Origin of the sequence: Lysinibacillus sp. 38-6, assembly GCF_046245175.1 — a bacterium.
In the GTDB taxonomy this organism is placed as follows: Bacteria; Bacillota; Bacilli; order Bacillales_A; family Planococcaceae; genus Lysinibacillus.
This window is the reverse complement of sequence record NZ_CP176417.1, coordinates 166,607-181,649: the sequence shown is the minus strand read 5'-3', so window position 1 is coordinate 181,649 and position 15,043 is coordinate 166,607. Positions and strand designations below refer to the sequence as shown.

The following is a 15,043-nucleotide window of genomic DNA, read 5'->3' as shown; positions in this document are numbered from 1 at the left end:
TCTTACTCCTAATATGTATTTTGACTATGTGAATTCATTAAGTTTAAAGACTTGTCTTCCCCTATCTATTAAAACACAAATATCATTTCATTTTACAAGTTTCTTGTATAAATTAAAAGTATTTGACAAAGAACTAATGTTAAAGAACTACAAAATAACAAGAAACCTAATCTTTTTAATACAATACATACAAAAATACAAAACTATAAACTCAATATTATTATTTTTTTAATACATTTCTCTAAAATTATGTATTTATTTGCTGAAAGCTCAATTTTCGAAAAGGTTACACCATTATAAAGCTACATTTTAATAATGACGGTTTTTATATGATAAATCGTACACCATTTATATATAAGTAGTGTCTACCTTAGTTTTTAATAATAAGACGCAAATAGAAAAGTATAACAATGTCCGCTATCTTCTATCCTACTTCCACTCATTTTATTTTTTTCTTTTTTTATAGTTTGAAGTTGCTTAATAAAGGTTATAAAACACTATAACGAAATATTAAAATACAAAATAGGAGTTGGACAGTATGAGTTTCATTTGGTTTTTAATAATTGGCGGGGTTATCGGTTGGCTTGCAGGTTTAATTTTAGGTAAAGATATCCCAGGTGGCATTATTGGTAATATTATCGCAGGTATTATCGGTGCATGGATCGGTGGTATGCTTCTTGGAAGCTGGGGTCCTAAAATTTCTGATTTCTTTATCTTCCCTGCTCTCCTTGGAGCAATTATATTAGTTTTCATTGTAAGCTTCATTATGAAATCATTGCGTAAAGCTGCATAAGCTAAAATTATGAATCAGATGTAAGTTTAGAAAAAAATGACGGTCTTCCACAAACGAATGTTGTGGAGGACCGTTTTTTGTAACAGCTCCGTGGAGTCCAGAAGTTTCATGAACTAACTAAAACATACTTCAATCCGGTTTTTGCCACTACTCTAGGGTACTCATGCGGATGCCTATATATTCACGCATCCCAATCATTGGAAATTTGGTTTTGACCTTTTTGGGACCCTGTCAGCGTCTTTGGGGACTGTTCAATGTAAATAAGTCTGACATTCTCGCATAATGGGGCCCGGCGAGACGACCTACCGGCTTAAAGTTAGCTAAATTTATTTTCCCATCTTTGTATAGTGTATCTTCGATGTGGATTTTAACTACACGACCAATTACGAGGTTTGATGATCCTGCTCCTTCCCCAAATGATAGAATCTTCTCCAATACACATTCCATTTGTATAGGACTTTCTTTCACTCGATACGGTAACACGTTCGAGCTAGGAATAGGTGTTAAACCGGATTCTTGAAACTCATCTATGTCTGGGGCAAATTCAATGGATGTTTCATTCATTTTCGTTACAATATCCTCTGTCACGATATTGATGACAAATTCTCCTGTTTCTTCTATGTTTCGTGTCGTATCTTTCTTCGTACCATCTTCGGGTCGTAGCATTGGAGCAAAGGCAACCATAAATGGCCATGGACAGACGCCGCAAAAATTACTGAACGGGGCAAGATTTGGAATACCTCCCTTTGAGATAGTAGAGACCAAAGCGATCGGTCTAGGTAAAATAGAGCCTGTATATAATTTGTAGCTATCTTTCCACGTAAGGTTTTCTATGGTAATTTCCATGTTCATTTCATCCTTTCTTGATTTAAAATTGACTAATTAATGACCTTTACATTCAAATATCATGGCAATTCCTCCTCTTGATTATGGATGCAGTATACAAATTAGAGTCGACTCGAAGTCAAGGGCGAATAAAAAAAGAGTATAGTGATCTTATAACTTGACTTAGAGCTAGCTCTAAGGTGTACGATTACTTCATTCCATTATTACAAAGGAGGAAGCATTCAATGCTCACTATTAGTCAAGTGTCGGAAAGAACGGGTTTAACCCCTTATACATTGCGTTATTACGAGAAAATTGGAATTCTAAAGGGACCAAGTCGTAGCAAAGGGGGTGCGCGGGCATATAACGAGAGCGAAGTTTCCTATATACAGTGTTTAAATCATTTAAAGAAAATCGGTTTATCACTAGAGGAGATCGCAGAATTTACTCGTGACGGTTGTGTAATGGAAAAAATACAGTTAGGGGAAGACCCTACTAAATTTATGCCTACTTTAAATAAACGAACAGAAATACTTTCGAAATATCTGTTGGATTTGGAAGCTAAGCAGCAGGAATTGAACAACATGATTTCACTTACAAAGGAGAAGCTAGCCGGCTATCACGAACTTTCCAAAGGTAGTTACGAAGCTATGGCTAAAATACATGAATAACTAGAAGATGGATATAAAAAACAAATAATTGCAATTCCTCTCAACAAATTGTTTTTTTCAATAAAAAATAACCCTTTGCTATTTGGGTTACCTTGATGAATATCCGTATTAGTTTAATAACATATCTAAAAAAATTATTATTCAATAATCTGGTCATTTAATAAAAACAAGCGCTGATTGTTGTTACAATATCACACGCGATTGTTGAAGCTTGTTATTGAATTAAGCGCCCGTTAGTTGAAAAAGAAAAGAAAATCTAATAAAGAAGCGTACATAATTATGAGAGGTTCACCTCAATGTATTATCTTTTCATTCTTTATATTATCCTTACTAGTGATTTCTTCGCTATTTTCACCAAGACAACGTATAATATGAGAAGCAGAAGAAGAATTCATTTTTCCTCTAGTGAAAAAAAGAGGTGCACTTACTTGAAACAATTTGAAACAGCATTACCTGAGCAGTATGAGACATTAAAAAAACAGGCCAATTATACGTCTAGCTGGCGAGAGCGTTTAGCCGCAGTCGAAATATTATCGGCTTATCAACATGACAAAATCATAGATATATTAAAAAATCGGATGGTGCATGATACTGTCCACAAAGTCCAATTAGCAGCATATGATGCACTTGTGGCGCTTGGTCAGGATGTAGAGAAACCATCACCTGCCCGTTTTGATATCATTAAAGGAACAGACAAAATTTTCCTACGCGTGAAAAAGAGCTTGCCAAAGGACCATACAGTAGCAGACTTTGCAGATAAACTAAAACGTATGCGTTTAGATGTCTTTGATGCGTATGAAGGCGACAAAGGTGGACAATTTATGAACTGGTTAGAGGAACGTTGGGCAAAACTGTAATCAGTAGCCTAGCGATTTATTAAAGGAAGTCATTCTCTTCACTTGTGGAAGGAATGGCTTTTTCTTATCCTTCGCTTAAAAACGAGGATGATAGTTGAAGATTTATTTTTCAAAATATGAATTTCTAAAAGAATGCTATTCGATAATCTGGCCCGATTGTAGAAGATTCGTTTTCACTAAATCCCCCTTTTCCCTAACTATAAAATTACATAATAAGTAAGTTTTTGCAAAAAAATGTTTACAAACGACTTACAGATAGATATACTTACAAAGTAAACAAAAAATTCTTAAGGAGGTCGAATGAAATGATCTTAAACGTAAAATTAATGTCATTGTTAGTTACAACTTCAGTTAAAATCAAAGTCACGCATTCGACCAGATTGGAATGGATCGCTTAAGTTTTTTGTAATTAAGTATACCCATACCGTAGGGAGAAGTGTGCCCCTACGGTATTTTTGTGCCTTTTTTCACCGTAGGGAGTCTCTCTACGGTTTTTTTCATTTTTCAGGGTAATTAAAGGAGGTGATAATAAATGATATTAAACATTTTTGCTCTCACGATAACGATTTCAAAACGTGAGATCTCACTTGAGAAAGCTCTTCATAAGGAAAATGCAAAAAAAATTTTCGAAGAGAACCGAAGAAAAGTAGATAATAATCTTCGTAATCGTCAATATTAATTAAAAAACAGGAATGGTGGGGAATGGAAATGATTTATATGATCAAAAGACGTCATGCAATTTTATGGCAGGTGAAAGACACCACCTAGCTACAAACTACCATCAAGATGAACAATAAATCCTATTTTAAATTTAGAAGTGTTATTCAATAATGAAAACGAGCGCTGATTCTTATTAAAGAATCGCGCTCGTTTGTTGAAGGTTTATCATTGTTGAAGCCTTGCTAGAGATTAATGCGAAATATTTCTAGAACTAACTTCAGTACATTCTAAATAGCACTTCTCCTCACTTTAAGTGAATACTCAATGATTAAGTCAAGTAGCTGATGATAAGGAATACCAGCTCCCTGTGCACTTTTTGGGAGCAAACTAGTTTTCGTCATCCCTGGTAATGTATTAACTTCCATCACATAGGGGATACCATCTTGCATCATCATGTCGATTCGGGCGTAAACGCTACATTTCAATGCATTATAGCAAGTCATAGCAGTTAAAGAGACACGGGCCTGTATTTCGGGAGGAAGCTGAATCACCTCTTCAATCGTAGCCACATCATTATATTTGGAGGTATAATCAAAAAATTCCCCTTGATGTCGAATCGAAATCACCGGTAAAAGCTTTCCATCCAAAATGGAACAAGTGATTTCCTCACCCATAATTAGCTTTTCAATTATTACTTCAGAATCCCATTTGAATACTTCCGCAATAGCTGGCTTTAATGTATCTTTATCATAAACAATTTTGACACCCACACTGGAACCGCCTGAATTAGGTTTTACAACGAGTGGGAAGCCCATTTTGTCTAGTTCATCCATTTTAAGTTCTTCCATGTTCGTAAGGTGAATCCAATCCGGTGTTTGTACCCCTTCAAAGCGGATAATTTTTTTGGAAATATTCTTATCCATGCATAAGCTGCTGGACAGAACGCCACTCCCTGTATAAGGAACTCCCATGGTTTCAAGTGTCCCTTGAATAGTGCCATCCTCCCCGAATTGGCCATGCAACGCCAGTAGTGCAATGTCCAGATCGTTCACTTTTCCCACTAGGTCTTCTTTATTCTCAATATGAATTGGTACAACTTCATATTTATTTTTATCTAAATGCGTGATCATTTCTTCACCTGTCATAAGCGAAACTTGTTTCTCGGAAGAAATCCCTCCCATAATTACGCCAACTCTCATTCTTGTAACCCCCCATAATTATTTTTTAACGTCTCCCCTATAATTTTTATGCCCTGCATAATCTCGCTTTCATTCAGCCGAGAAAATCCTAAACGTAAAGTATGGTTTCCACTGCTGTCCGTGTGAAAAATATTACCTGGTAAGAAAACAACGCCCCTTTGATAACATTTTTCTAAAAGTTTTCGTGAATCAATGTGGTCTTCTAGTTCTATAAAAATGTGAAGTCCTCCATCGCCAGTTAATCGTTTGAAAGGAATAAATTGCTTACAGTAATGAACAGTTAATTCATATTTTTTCTTATAGACTGATTTAGCTTTTTTTAAATACTTTTCAAAATATCCATCAATCAAATATTGATATAACACAGCTTGATCTAATGTAGATGTATGAATTGATCGAGCTCTTTTTATACTTTCTAAATAATTAATTAAGTCTTTATCAGCCAATATCCAGCCAATCCGTAAGCCAGGAAAAAGAATTTTAGAAAAGCTGCTAATATAAATAACATTGTTTCCTTGTCCGGCGAAGGATGCCAAAGATGCAAGATGTGACCCGGAATAACGTAATTCTTCATTAAATCCATTTTCAATGATAGGAAGCTGGTATGACGAAAACAAATCCATAATTTCTTTCCTTTTTTTTGAAGACGTTACGATTCCAGTTGGATTATGGTAAGACGGAATTAAGTACGCAAAATCATATTCTTTCTTTGATAGGATAGTTTCTAGTTGACGTATATTAATACCATCGTTATCCATTTTAATCCCCTCAATTTCGAAGCCATGTAATCGAAAGAGCTTAAGAGCAGAGTCATTGGTTGGATTTTCACATATAATACGGCCGCTTTTTTTATTTAAAGAGGATAAAATGAGATCCAGACCTTCCGTGAATCCATTGGTAATTAAAATATCTTTATTTCGAGTGTCTACTCCTTTAATTTCCATATAGCGAAGCAAGTATTCGATCAGCGGCTTATAGCCCTTTGCATAGCCATAGTTAAGAACGATGTCTCCTTCAATAGACATCCGATTTAAAAAAGCTCGTTTAAAATTTTCTATATCAAAAAGTTTTTCGTCAGGGGCAATGCTATTAAATGAAATAATGTCTTTATTCCAGCGTACACCTTGCTTTTTAAGGTCCAATTCATCAGCCAAAAAGGTTTGCTCGTTCACTTTTTCAGTCCAATTTAACTGAATGGCAGGGGATTTGATGATTTCAACATGACTGACAAAGTTTCCCTTTCCTTTTACCGCATAGATAAGCCCCTCTTGTTCCAGATCCGCATAAGCTGTTAGAACGGTGTTTCGGCTAATGGATAATAAAGAACAGAGTTCACGAGTCGACGGAAGCTTTTGGTGCTCAAGTAAATGTCCGTTGGTTATCATTCTTTTTAAATATTCCTTAAGTTGTATATAAACAGGACGACCTTCCGTAATCTTAAAATCGTTAAACAATCCATTCATCTCCTTGCTAACATTTTTACATTGCTACATTGATTTTAAAAGGTCCACCCAATATGTATTTTTACTGTCTTGTGGTAGCTGTGTGGAACTATCATTTTTTTAAATATGCATTTGTTCTCACTTTAATACAGTATTTGAAAAAATGAATTTTAAGGACTTATGCGCATTTCCCACTGAACAATCCAATCTTCTCAATGAAGAAAGACCCTTTCCTTAGAAAAGAAAAGCGCCCAATTTTTGAATAGTCCATTTACTAATTTACTAAATTTGAAAGGGAGAACCCCAAAGTGGCTCTTTCATGAAAACGACCGTATAGATTTACCACTCTCCATATGGCGTTTTGTACACCCCTACGTTTTTTATAAAATCTTCAAAAGTAAAATTATAGCTAACTTTATATATCTTTGTATAAAAAGCTGTAACGTTTGCCCTTGCTGAAAAAGGGCGCAATTCATCACTAAAAATTGCACCCTTTAATGAGAAATTATTGTATTCCATGCAAAAAATCAGTAAGGTTTTCTTCAGAAATTACTTTTAAACCATTTCTTCTAAGTAAGGCCGTTGTGACACCTATACCAGCAACTTTTTTCCCTTTAAACTCACCATTATAAATCATTGAGCTACCGCAAGATGGACTGTATTCCTTGAGGATAATAGTCGTCGCGCTCAACTCTTGCGCTTTCTTTAACGTTACGTATGCACCATTTATATATAATTCAGTTACATCTTTACCTGACTTTTCAACAACTATCGCCTTCCCATCTAATACATCTTCCCCATCTCCTCCAACGATTTCTGCAGGCTCTCTTGGAGTTGAAAAACCACCAAGTAGTTCTGGACAAACAGTAATCGCTTTATTTTCTGATAAAAGTTTATGTATTCTATTATCTAAACTATCTGTTGCGTTATATCTTACTTTAAACCCAGCTAAACAAGAACTAACTAATATCAATTTTTCCACCTCAAAATAAATAAAAATATTATTAATTTTATCACCTTTCCGACAGATAACCTATTACTTATAATACTAAAATTTGGTACTTCAATAAAAAAGGCACCTTCCTTATCCCAGGAAAGCGCCCGATTGATGAAGAACCATTGTAATATAAAATAAGAAATGAATAAAAGATAATTTTATAAAAAAATACCGACAGCTAGAAATAAGAATGTAAGAATTGCACCGATCACAATCCCAATCAAATGAACCGTCAATGCACCCAAATTAAAAAAATTGCCGATAATGAAATATCCGATTGTAAATTGCACTGGGTAGGATTTAAAGTTTAGATTTAAGAAAGTTGAATCCTTGAAATGTAAAATAATAATACTAGTAATTAATGCATAAATTCCTGGTGATGCACCATTTCCATCCGTATAAGATATAAGTATTGAATAAATTATGTAAGTACCGACATTACCAATTAAATAAATGAGTAAAAAAATCAAATGGCCGATCTTATCTTCTAAAATAAGCCCAACGTAGTAAACACCAAAAACATTTGCTAATAAGTGCAAAATATTTTTATGAAAAAATGCTCCTGTGAAGATTCGATACCATTCATTTTGTTGCATCAGTTTAAAGCTTTTGCCGCTTCCAAATCGGAATATATTACCATTAAATAGAAGTCTATCTAAAATGAATATTGAAATATATAGAACAGCAAGTAACAACGAAACAATTGGTAGTTCCCCGTTATTCATCAATATAAATCAACTCTCTTCCTAAACTTAAATAACAATCAAATTATATTTACTTATTATAACAATTTTACCAACTATACAACACACCCTTTATATAGCTCATTGACTGCTTAATTCACTAGTTCACATACGCTCCAACATCCAGAATATTATTCAATATAATGGCCTTTTAATGAAAAACACTTTCCTTTTTCAAGGAAAGCGCTCTATTATTAAATAAGTTATAATCTCAGAATAGTATAGTGCCCAATTACAGTATAAAAATTATCAAATTTATCCATTAGTTTTCAAGACCCCTCTAACATAATTAAAAAGTAAATAGAGCCATCACAATAATTAACAAAGCTCCTATTATAAGAACCAGTCCCCAACCATTTTTCCCCTTCATTTTATATTCTTCAATTCCCATAATTGCAAAGAGAATTCCAAGCAATAAAGATGATATTGGAGCATATGAAAAATCCTTTGTCATTAATCCATATATTGAAATCGTTACTACAATTAAAGCAAGCATTACTTTGATAATTTTCAATTAAATTCCCCCTCAATTGAAGTGCGGTCGGGAACGTTTCTAGGTATTTTCAACATTTTTTGCTTGGTTGTTTAATTGATAAGCGTGAATATAATTTATTGCGTACTTTACTAAAAATACTCCAAAGACCCCTCCCAAAACATTAACTATCAAACAGAAAATATCCATATTACCAAAGTGGCTCATAATAAAACCAGACCACCCAAGTAAAAGATGGGCGACATGTATCACTAAACAACTTAAAACAACAATAGAAATCGCTTTTTTGTGACTTTTTAAATTGAAAAGGAGGATTAAGAACATCCCAAACGGTACAAATAAAATAAAATTATAAAATAATGCTGAATAACTAAAAATAGAAATATTAAAGTGCATCGTATCAAATATTCCAAACCAGTCATTTGTTGAAATAAAACCTCTACCTTTGTCTGCTGGATTTTGAGGGAGCGTGAATCCACCAGTTTTAATTTGAACTAAGCAGATTACGTAAAAAATAAAGCTATATAACATAACTCGTTTCTTAGCACTTTTTTCTTCTTTTCTAAAAAAATCAAGTAAAACATCAATAAAAATACACACTAGCAAAAATAAGAATGCTATGGGAACAATATTGTACAGAACATATGTTGAATGCATAATTCTCATCTCCAATTGATTATTTCAATTTATAGCCCCTGTTCATTTTACTAATTTTTACATTACAAAACAAATATAATAAGAATAATCAAATATATCCTTATAGGTTTACAAACCCCTGATTCCGTCAATGCAACATCTCAAAGTGTTATTTTCTATAAAAAACAGCAACAATCACTGAATTATCTGTGTTTGTCGCTGTTTGAAATGTTACAAAACTTGCGGTTGGGAACGTTAACTATATGTATTTGTATAACTAATATTTTTTCATCTTACTGCTTCTATTTAACGATTTTTTTCTTTTAATAACAAAAAAAGCTGGTCGTTCTGCTCAATTAGCCTGTCCATCTTTTTCTCTAAATCACTCAAATTATTAGCTTTAACTGATGAATTTATTATTAATCGTCTAATAAAAAGAGCAAAGGAAATAAAGAATAGTACAATTAAAAGTATAACGATTATTGAATATAAACTTTCCATAACCATCCTCCTCTATAGCCCCTATTTTCTCCATTATAGCATTTAAATAGAATATACGTTCTTCGCTCGTTCGTTCGTTAAATTAAAAACGTCCCGAAAGCGTCGTTACGTAACATTCCTTAAAAATTTTTATTTCACAATCTGGCCCTTTCATGCAAAAGAGCGCTGATTGTTGTTACTAAATCACGCTCTTTTGCTGTATAGTCTGGAATCTCCAAATGATATTTAAATTCCGTTTGTCTGATAGATTAGTTGAACAACACCGGAGGAAAAAGTCCTTGTATTCATTAAGTTTAAATTCATTCTTTGTTTTAGATCAACAAATAACGGTCTTCCCTCTCCCAATACTACAGGGTGAACAGATAATCGAAACTCATCAACAAGGCCTAAATCAATAAAAGTCGTGATGAGACTTGCCCCACCGTATAACCATATATCTTTACCAGGATTATGCTTTAATTTATTTACTTCCTCGCGAATATTTGTATTCACAAATATGGCTTTACTGTCAGACCCTTTTTGCGTTCTAGAAAATACGTATTTTTCTTTGCTGTGAACTAACTCCCACATTTCTTTTTCATCATCAGGAGCCCCCGTTGTTGGCGTATATTGTCCCCATAAATCGTAACTTTTTCTTCCATACAAAATTGTATCAATTTGATTTAAGAAATTAGTAAACTCCATTTCAGGATCCATAATGCACCAATCAACTTCACCATTCTTCCCTTCAATAAATCCGTCTAGGGAAACAGCTAAATCTAAAATTATTTTTCTTGTTCCTACTTCATTGGACATTATTTTCCCTCCTTTAGTTGTTCAAGAATCAGGCCATCTAATGAAAACGAGCGCAAACCCTTATTACACATTCGCGCCCGAATGGAAACGTTATTAAGTTTATCTAAGTATTCATTATAAATCCATGTTGCAGTTATATGTAGTGTTACTGTTTCTTTTCAACAAATAACAAAAATAGTGTTGCCAATGGACCTAATACAAGTGAAAGTAAGAACCAATTCAATCCCGTTCTATTCTTCCCTTGTGCAAGTGCAGCATTTATCAATGCCAATGTGCCCCAACCTACGAAATATTGGTTATCCATCCTCTGTCCCCCTTATTACATTTAACTATACTATAACGTTAGTTGAAAAAAAGCACCAAAGAATCGTTTAAGGCTATTTCTCTACTTACCGATGTGAATCCGAATAAACCTGGCTAAACCCCTATTCTTCAATTTGGCCCATCAATGAAAATAAGCAATCATCCTAATACAAAATCGGGCCCGCTCGCTTATAATCCCTTTTAACTTCTTTTTTTACCATAATTGAAGTATGTTAAGTATCTTGATCCCTATGTAACAGTCCAATCTTCAAGAGGTTCTTCAAAAAACACCTGATAATTAATAGCGGAATTTTACAATTTTATTGAAAATGAAAAAAAGTATGCGTATAATGATTTTTAAATATTTAAAAATCGAAGAACAGGCTAAGTATATCATTCCCTTTAACAAAAGAGAGCAATCGGTAGCTGAAAAGATTGTGTTAAATAATGATTGAAAGACACCTGTGAGTGTTATCCTGAAAAAAAGTAAGGATAGACGGTTTGCAACCGTTAAAAAGCTTTGAGTTGGCTGTGTATGCAGCAATTAGGGTGGTACCGCGAGATAGGCTCTCGTCCCTGACAAATTGTCAGGGGCGGGAGCTTTTTACATTTAAAGGAGGTGAGTGGCCGTGGATGATGACGATGATGATAAAAGAAAAAAAATGTTTAAAAATTCAGGAGGAATAATCATGCATACAAATCTAAAACGTACACTTACCAAAGAGTGTATTAATAAAGTGGGAGAAATGGTAAAAGTCCAAGGTTGGGTAAAAAAAATCAGGCATCTTGGAAATATCAGCTTTTTAGTACTAAGAGAGCGAACTGGTGAACTGCAATGTGTTTTAGAAGGAAAACTTGCTGGCGTCATTATAGAAACAGAAAGTGTTATAGAAGTTATCGGAAAAATCGTTTCAACAAATAACACAGTACTTGGCGTTGAACTGCTAATAAAATCAGTGAAAGTGATAAACAAAAATAGTTTACTACCTTTTGAGGTAAATAAAAAAGAAGTAAACACAGGACTGGAGAACCTATTAAATCATCGAGTATTATCACTCCGTCATGAAAAAATCGCGTCAATTTTTAAAATAAAGGCAACTCTTGAAGAAGCATTTCGTGAATATTTAACAAATATGGGATTTATCAGAATTTTTACACCAAAAATTGTTTCTCAAGGTGCGGAGGGTGGCGCCAATGTTTTTAATTTAAATTATTTTGGGAAAGAAGCATTCCTTGCACAATCACCTCAATTTTATAAACAAATGATGGTGGCTTCAGGTCTTGAATATGTATTTGAAATTGGACCTGTTTTCCGTGCAGAAGAGCACAATTCATCAAGACATTTAAATGAATATATCTCTTTGGATCTTGAAATGGCTTTTATTGAAGATTATGAGGAATTAATGGAGCTAGAAACCCAAGTTATAAAATTTATGTTTGAAAAAGTTAAAGAAAGAAATGCAAACGAGTTAAAGCTTTTGAATATTGAGATACCAACTATTACTGATATTCCAAAACTAAAATTACATGAAGTAAGGGAAATTTTAAAGAATCGTTTTAAAAAAGAAATGCCAGAAGGTGACCTAAATACCGAAGGAGAAAAACTGATTGCAAAATATATAAAAGAAACGACTGGGAGTGAGTTTGTCTTTATTACAGAGTACCCGAAAGAAAATAGACCAATGTATACAATGCCTGCGGAAAACGGATTAACCAAGTCATTTGACCTCTTGTTTAAAGGTCTTGAAATCACATCTGGCGGCCAACGAATTCATGAATATGAAATGCTTGTAGCATCATTCAGAGAAAAAGGACTTAACGAGGAAAACTTCCAAAATTATTTAAACACATTTAAATATGGCGTTCCACCGCATGGAGGTTTTGCTATTGGACTAGAACGTTTAACAGCAAACCTCCTTGGATTAACTAATGTTCGGGAGGCAAGTGCTTTTCCACGAGACATCAATCGATTAACACCTTGAATGGTCTATTAAAATATACCCCTTTAATGAAAAGGCACTTTCCTTATTACAGGAAAGCGCCCTTTTGCAGGAGATCATACTACCCCCTTTCATTATATAATTGTAGCCTCATCGAAAGGTATTTCTTCTCCATTCACTAGAACATTGATTGTATCGTACGTTGAATCTATCGTTAAATAATATACATTCCGCTGTATATCTTTATATTGTGGGTTAAGTTCATTAAATATTATTTTTACTATATTATCTTGCTGGTCTAAGTCTGCCTCTATTTCCCCATTGGAATGAAAAATAATATAATAACCTTTTGTACCGTCATTAATTGATTGGAGTTTTAAATTGGCATTAATATGCTCTTCAATTTTTCGAGGTACATTGTCAATTTCACTAAAACTTAATTTTGGTGAACTACATGCTGATAACATCAACATAGCAAAAAGTAATGAAACAAACATTTTTTTCAATGCTTTCACCTCCTCCATCAAATTACGTTAATTGAATTACAATTTTCCCAAAGCGATGTTTGGATCTTTTTACATTAGGAACCTTAAAAAGAATCATAATAAATCCTCTCATAAAAACGAGTGCTGATTTTTTTATAGAATCACGCTCAATTCTTGAATAGTCTATTTACTAAATTTGAAAGGGAGAACCCCAAATGGCTCTCCCTTATTTTTTCTTCACGCGTTTATATATTTGATAACAGCCATTTCCTTTCCAAATCGGTCACCATTATCAATAAATCCTACACTAGCATATAGGTGATGTGCTTCCTGATTTTCCGGATGATAACCAACAACAATCTTTTCTGCACCTTGCAACTTACTCATCTCTGAAATCATTAATTTTGTCGCAGCTTTCCCTATACCTTTACCTTGAAAATTTTCATCAATCATTATCCTAAATACCCAATATCCATCTAGTTCCTCTTTTTCTGTGTTAAACATAAGGAAACCCACTATTTTTTCTTCATAGTAAATTGCAAAAGGTTTTAATGACGGTTCAAACTTTGAATGGGCAATTGATATGGCATTTGACTCCAAATACGCTGTTTGTTTCTCGGATATTTTTAATAGACAGCATTCATACCAGTTCTTCTCGTTCAATTCTTCGATTTTCACATTAAGCATATATTTTCCCCTTTCAAATTTCGGGGAAACGCAAAGTAAACTTTGTTATTTAGGCGTTATCCCCTTGAAGTTCTTCAGTAAAAAATTTTTTTTGTTTGTCATAATGAACGCCTCCCTTAACAATTAATGTCTAAAAAAATACTATTTGGAATTATTTAGACAGTGTAATTATACCATATTCTATTCCACAATTTGGTCCTTTAATGAAAACGAGCGCTGATTCTTATTAAAGAATCGCGCCAAAAAGTTGAAAAATCCTGTAACTATGATTTTGTTACAGTTCATTAATGAAGGGATATTTGCCATCTATAAATTAATTCTTCTTTATTTTCTCTTCCACTTTACTTTGGTTTTCTGCAACTCTAAACTTAACTATTTGACTAATGATTTCATAAGGTATGGGTTTTCCAATTGGGAATTGAACTGCACCTTTAGAGGTTTTATATCCTGATAATTCGTGCTGAAAAGAATTAATCCCGCTAGAAGTTGGATAGAAGCCTATATGGTTTTTGTATGCAGCAAAATGTACCAGATTTCCGTTTAATGCAAAAGTAGGCATTCGGTAACTTATTTTTTCCTCGGCATTAGGTGCTGATTCCTTTATAACCTGTCTTAATGTTTTTAATATTTCTTGAATCTCTTGAGGAAATTGTAAAATATATTCATCAATGGATTTAGGAATGTTTTGGTCCATACTATTCCTCCTCGTAAATATAAGTATTATTTAAAGTAAATATTTCTTATCTATTTCTCACTCTCTCCAATTTTTTAGAGTTGATTAAAGAATTGAATTTAGATGTGTAATTTTGCTTTCCCAATCTGTCTGATTGTATAAATGAAAATCCTCACATTTTCTTTTGCCCAAAAGATATTCTATAAAATATATTGCTCGATTTAATGGCCCTTTCATGCAAAAAACTATGTATAAAGTAGTAATGGTAAAGGTTTATTTGCTATAAGCACGAAATGAATTACCTTTTAATAACATATCAATCGGTATTTTTTGGGTAAATACC

At 33.4% G+C, this 15,043-nt stretch carries 18 protein-coding genes and 1 other annotated feature; of the genes, 5 read left to right on the top strand and 13 right to left on the bottom strand.

Annotated elements, in window-relative coordinates; all coding sequences use genetic code 11:
* The first annotated feature begins 538 nt into the window (after nucleotides 1–538).
* Nucleotides 539–793 carry a GlsB/YeaQ/YmgE family stress response membrane protein gene (locus tag ACKVEV_RS00915; protein ID WP_409368499.1) on the top strand — a complete coding sequence of 85 codons (255 nt, stop codon included), beginning with the start codon at nucleotides 539–541 and terminating at the stop codon, nucleotides 791–793.
* 231 nt (nucleotides 794–1,024) lie between these two features.
* On the opposite strand, the gene ACKVEV_RS00910 is transcribed toward ACKVEV_RS00915, so the two are convergent.
* Nucleotides 1,025–1,639: a flavin reductase family protein gene (locus tag ACKVEV_RS00910; protein ID WP_409368498.1), complete on the bottom strand. Its 615-nt coding sequence runs from the start codon at nucleotides 1,637–1,639 to the stop codon at nucleotides 1,025–1,027.
* A gap of 224 nt (nucleotides 1,640–1,863) precedes the next feature.
* Here ACKVEV_RS00910 and ACKVEV_RS00905 point away from each other — a divergent pair, with 224 nt between their 5' ends.
* The 3 genes from ACKVEV_RS00905 to ACKVEV_RS00895 all read left to right on the top strand — a co-directional run bounded on the left by ACKVEV_RS00905 (nucleotide 1,864) and on the right by ACKVEV_RS00895 (nucleotide 3,825).
* Complete coding sequence (locus ACKVEV_RS00905) at nucleotides 1,864–2,289, top strand: MerR family transcriptional regulator (RefSeq protein ID WP_409368497.1); 426 nt, start codon at nucleotides 1,864–1,866, stop codon at nucleotides 2,287–2,289.
* 428 nt (nucleotides 2,290–2,717) lie between these two features.
* Nucleotides 2,718–3,146: a HEAT repeat domain-containing protein gene (locus ACKVEV_RS00900; protein WP_409368496.1), complete on the top strand. Its 429-nt coding sequence runs from the start codon at nucleotides 2,718–2,720 to the stop codon at nucleotides 3,144–3,146.
* A 532-nt stretch (nucleotides 3,147–3,678) separates the two neighbouring features.
* Nucleotides 3,679–3,825 carry a YrzI family small protein gene (locus tag ACKVEV_RS00895; RefSeq protein ID WP_409368495.1) on the top strand — a complete coding sequence of 49 codons (147 nt, stop codon included), beginning with the start codon at nucleotides 3,679–3,681 and terminating at the stop codon, nucleotides 3,823–3,825.
* Nucleotides 3,826–4,093: 268 nt separating this feature from the next.
* On the opposite strand, the gene ACKVEV_RS00890 is transcribed toward ACKVEV_RS00895, so the two are convergent.
* The 9 genes from ACKVEV_RS00890 to ACKVEV_RS00850 form a co-directional block, all read right to left on the bottom strand.
* Entirely contained in the window at nucleotides 4,094–5,005 is a 912-nt protein-coding gene (locus ACKVEV_RS00890; protein WP_409368494.1) for a D-alanine--D-alanine ligase, read from the bottom strand.
* Nucleotides 5,002–6,459, bottom strand: a complete 1,458-nt coding sequence (locus ACKVEV_RS00885) for a PLP-dependent aminotransferase family protein (protein WP_409368493.1) — start codon at nucleotides 6,457–6,459, stop codon at nucleotides 5,002–5,004. Before ACKVEV_RS00885 ends, ACKVEV_RS00890 begins: the two co-directional genes overlap by 4 nt.
* A gap of 493 nt (nucleotides 6,460–6,952) precedes the next feature.
* Nucleotides 6,953–7,420 carry a DUF523 domain-containing protein gene (locus ACKVEV_RS00880; RefSeq protein WP_409368492.1) on the bottom strand — a complete coding sequence of 156 codons (468 nt, stop codon included), beginning with the start codon at nucleotides 7,418–7,420 and terminating at the stop codon, nucleotides 6,953–6,955.
* A gap of 182 nt (nucleotides 7,421–7,602) precedes the next feature.
* Entirely contained in the window at nucleotides 7,603–8,169 is a 567-nt protein-coding gene (locus tag ACKVEV_RS00875) for a rhomboid family intramembrane serine protease (protein ID WP_409370473.1), read from the bottom strand.
* Between the two features lie 307 nt (nucleotides 8,170–8,476).
* Nucleotides 8,477–8,701, bottom strand: coding sequence for a hypothetical protein (locus tag ACKVEV_RS00870; protein ID WP_409368491.1), 225 nt, complete (start codon nucleotides 8,699–8,701; stop codon nucleotides 8,477–8,479).
* 39 nt (nucleotides 8,702–8,740) lie between these two features.
* Nucleotides 8,741–9,337, bottom strand: a complete 597-nt coding sequence (locus tag ACKVEV_RS00865) for a hypothetical protein (RefSeq protein WP_409368490.1) — start codon at nucleotides 9,335–9,337, stop codon at nucleotides 8,741–8,743.
* A gap of 285 nt (nucleotides 9,338–9,622) precedes the next feature.
* Complete coding sequence (locus ACKVEV_RS00860; RefSeq protein ID WP_409368489.1) at nucleotides 9,623–9,817, bottom strand: DUF4083 family protein; 195 nt, start codon at nucleotides 9,815–9,817, stop codon at nucleotides 9,623–9,625.
* A 225-nt stretch (nucleotides 9,818–10,042) separates the two neighbouring features.
* Nucleotides 10,043–10,612 (bottom strand): dihydrofolate reductase family protein, encoded by a 570-nt coding sequence (locus ACKVEV_RS00855; RefSeq protein WP_409368488.1) that lies wholly within the window; start codon nucleotides 10,610–10,612, stop codon nucleotides 10,043–10,045.
* Between the two features lie 145 nt (nucleotides 10,613–10,757).
* Entirely contained in the window at nucleotides 10,758–10,916 is a 159-nt protein-coding gene (locus ACKVEV_RS00850) for a hypothetical protein (protein ID WP_409368487.1), read from the bottom strand.
* Nucleotides 10,917–11,281: 365 nt separating this feature from the next.
* Nucleotides 11,282–11,496 (top strand) — a binding site (T-box leader).
* Nucleotides 11,497–11,604: 108 nt separating this feature from the next.
* On the opposite strand from ACKVEV_RS00850, the gene aspS reads away from it, so the two are divergent.
* Nucleotides 11,605–12,897: an aspartate--tRNA(Asn) ligase gene (gene aspS, locus ACKVEV_RS00845; protein WP_409370472.1), complete on the top strand. Its 1,293-nt coding sequence runs from the start codon at nucleotides 11,605–11,607 to the stop codon at nucleotides 12,895–12,897.
* 92 nt (nucleotides 12,898–12,989) lie between these two features.
* Here the strand turns inward: aspS and ACKVEV_RS00840 are convergent, their stop codons facing one another.
* The 3 genes from ACKVEV_RS00840 to ACKVEV_RS00830 all read right to left on the bottom strand — a co-directional run bounded on the left by ACKVEV_RS00840 (nucleotide 12,990) and on the right by ACKVEV_RS00830 (nucleotide 14,721).
* Entirely contained in the window at nucleotides 12,990–13,361 is a 372-nt protein-coding gene (locus ACKVEV_RS00840) for a peptidylprolyl isomerase (RefSeq protein ID WP_409368486.1), read from the bottom strand.
* 216 nt (nucleotides 13,362–13,577) lie between these two features.
* On the bottom strand, nucleotides 13,578–14,027 hold the full coding sequence (locus ACKVEV_RS00835) for a GNAT family N-acetyltransferase (RefSeq protein ID WP_409368485.1): 450 nt from the start codon (nucleotides 14,025–14,027) through the stop codon (nucleotides 13,578–13,580).
* Nucleotides 14,028–14,340: 313 nt separating this feature from the next.
* Nucleotides 14,341–14,721 carry an iron chaperone gene (locus ACKVEV_RS00830; RefSeq protein ID WP_409368484.1) on the bottom strand — a complete coding sequence of 127 codons (381 nt, stop codon included), beginning with the start codon at nucleotides 14,719–14,721 and terminating at the stop codon, nucleotides 14,341–14,343.
* Nucleotides 14,722–15,043 lie beyond the last annotated feature (322 nt).

Excerpts from the sequence above, each read along its gene's own strand:
- ACKVEV_RS00915 (WP_409368499.1), top strand. The coding sequence starts at position 539 with ATGAGTTTCATTTGGTTTTTAATAATTGGCGGGGTTATCGGTTGGCTT.
- ACKVEV_RS00910 (WP_409368498.1), bottom strand. The coding sequence starts at position 1,639 with ATGGAAATTACCATAGAAAACCTTACGTGGAAAGATAGCTACAAATTA.
- ACKVEV_RS00905 (WP_409368497.1), top strand. The coding sequence starts at position 1,864 with ATGCTCACTATTAGTCAAGTGTCGGAAAGAACGGGTTTAACCCCTTAT.
- ACKVEV_RS00895 (WP_409368495.1), top strand. The coding sequence starts at position 3,679 with ATGATATTAAACATTTTTGCTCTCACGATAACGATTTCAAAACGTGAG.
- ACKVEV_RS00890 (WP_409368494.1), bottom strand. The coding sequence starts at position 5,005 with ATGAGAGTTGGCGTAATTATGGGAGGGATTTCTTCCGAGAAACAAGTT.
- ACKVEV_RS00875 (WP_409370473.1), bottom strand. The coding sequence starts at position 8,169 with ATGAATAACGGGGAACTACCAATTGTTTCGTTGTTACTTGCTGTTCTA.
- ACKVEV_RS00865 (WP_409368490.1), bottom strand. The coding sequence starts at position 9,337 with ATGCATTCAACATATGTTCTGTACAATATTGTTCCCATAGCATTCTTA.
- ACKVEV_RS00860 (WP_409368489.1), bottom strand. The coding sequence starts at position 9,817 with ATGGAAAGTTTATATTCAATAATCGTTATACTTTTAATTGTACTATTC.
- ACKVEV_RS00855 (WP_409368488.1), bottom strand. The coding sequence starts at position 10,612 with ATGTCCAATGAAGTAGGAACAAGAAAAATAATTTTAGATTTAGCTGTT.
- ACKVEV_RS00850 (WP_409368487.1), bottom strand. The coding sequence starts at position 10,916 with ATGGATAACCAATATTTCGTAGGTTGGGGCACATTGGCATTGATAAAT.
- aspS (WP_409370472.1), top strand. The coding sequence starts at position 11,605 with ATGCATACAAATCTAAAACGTACACTTACCAAAGAGTGTATTAATAAA.
- ACKVEV_RS00835 (WP_409368485.1), bottom strand. The coding sequence starts at position 14,027 with ATGCTTAATGTGAAAATCGAAGAATTGAACGAGAAGAACTGGTATGAA.
- ACKVEV_RS00830 (WP_409368484.1), bottom strand. The coding sequence starts at position 14,721 with ATGGACCAAAACATTCCTAAATCCATTGATGAATATATTTTACAATTT.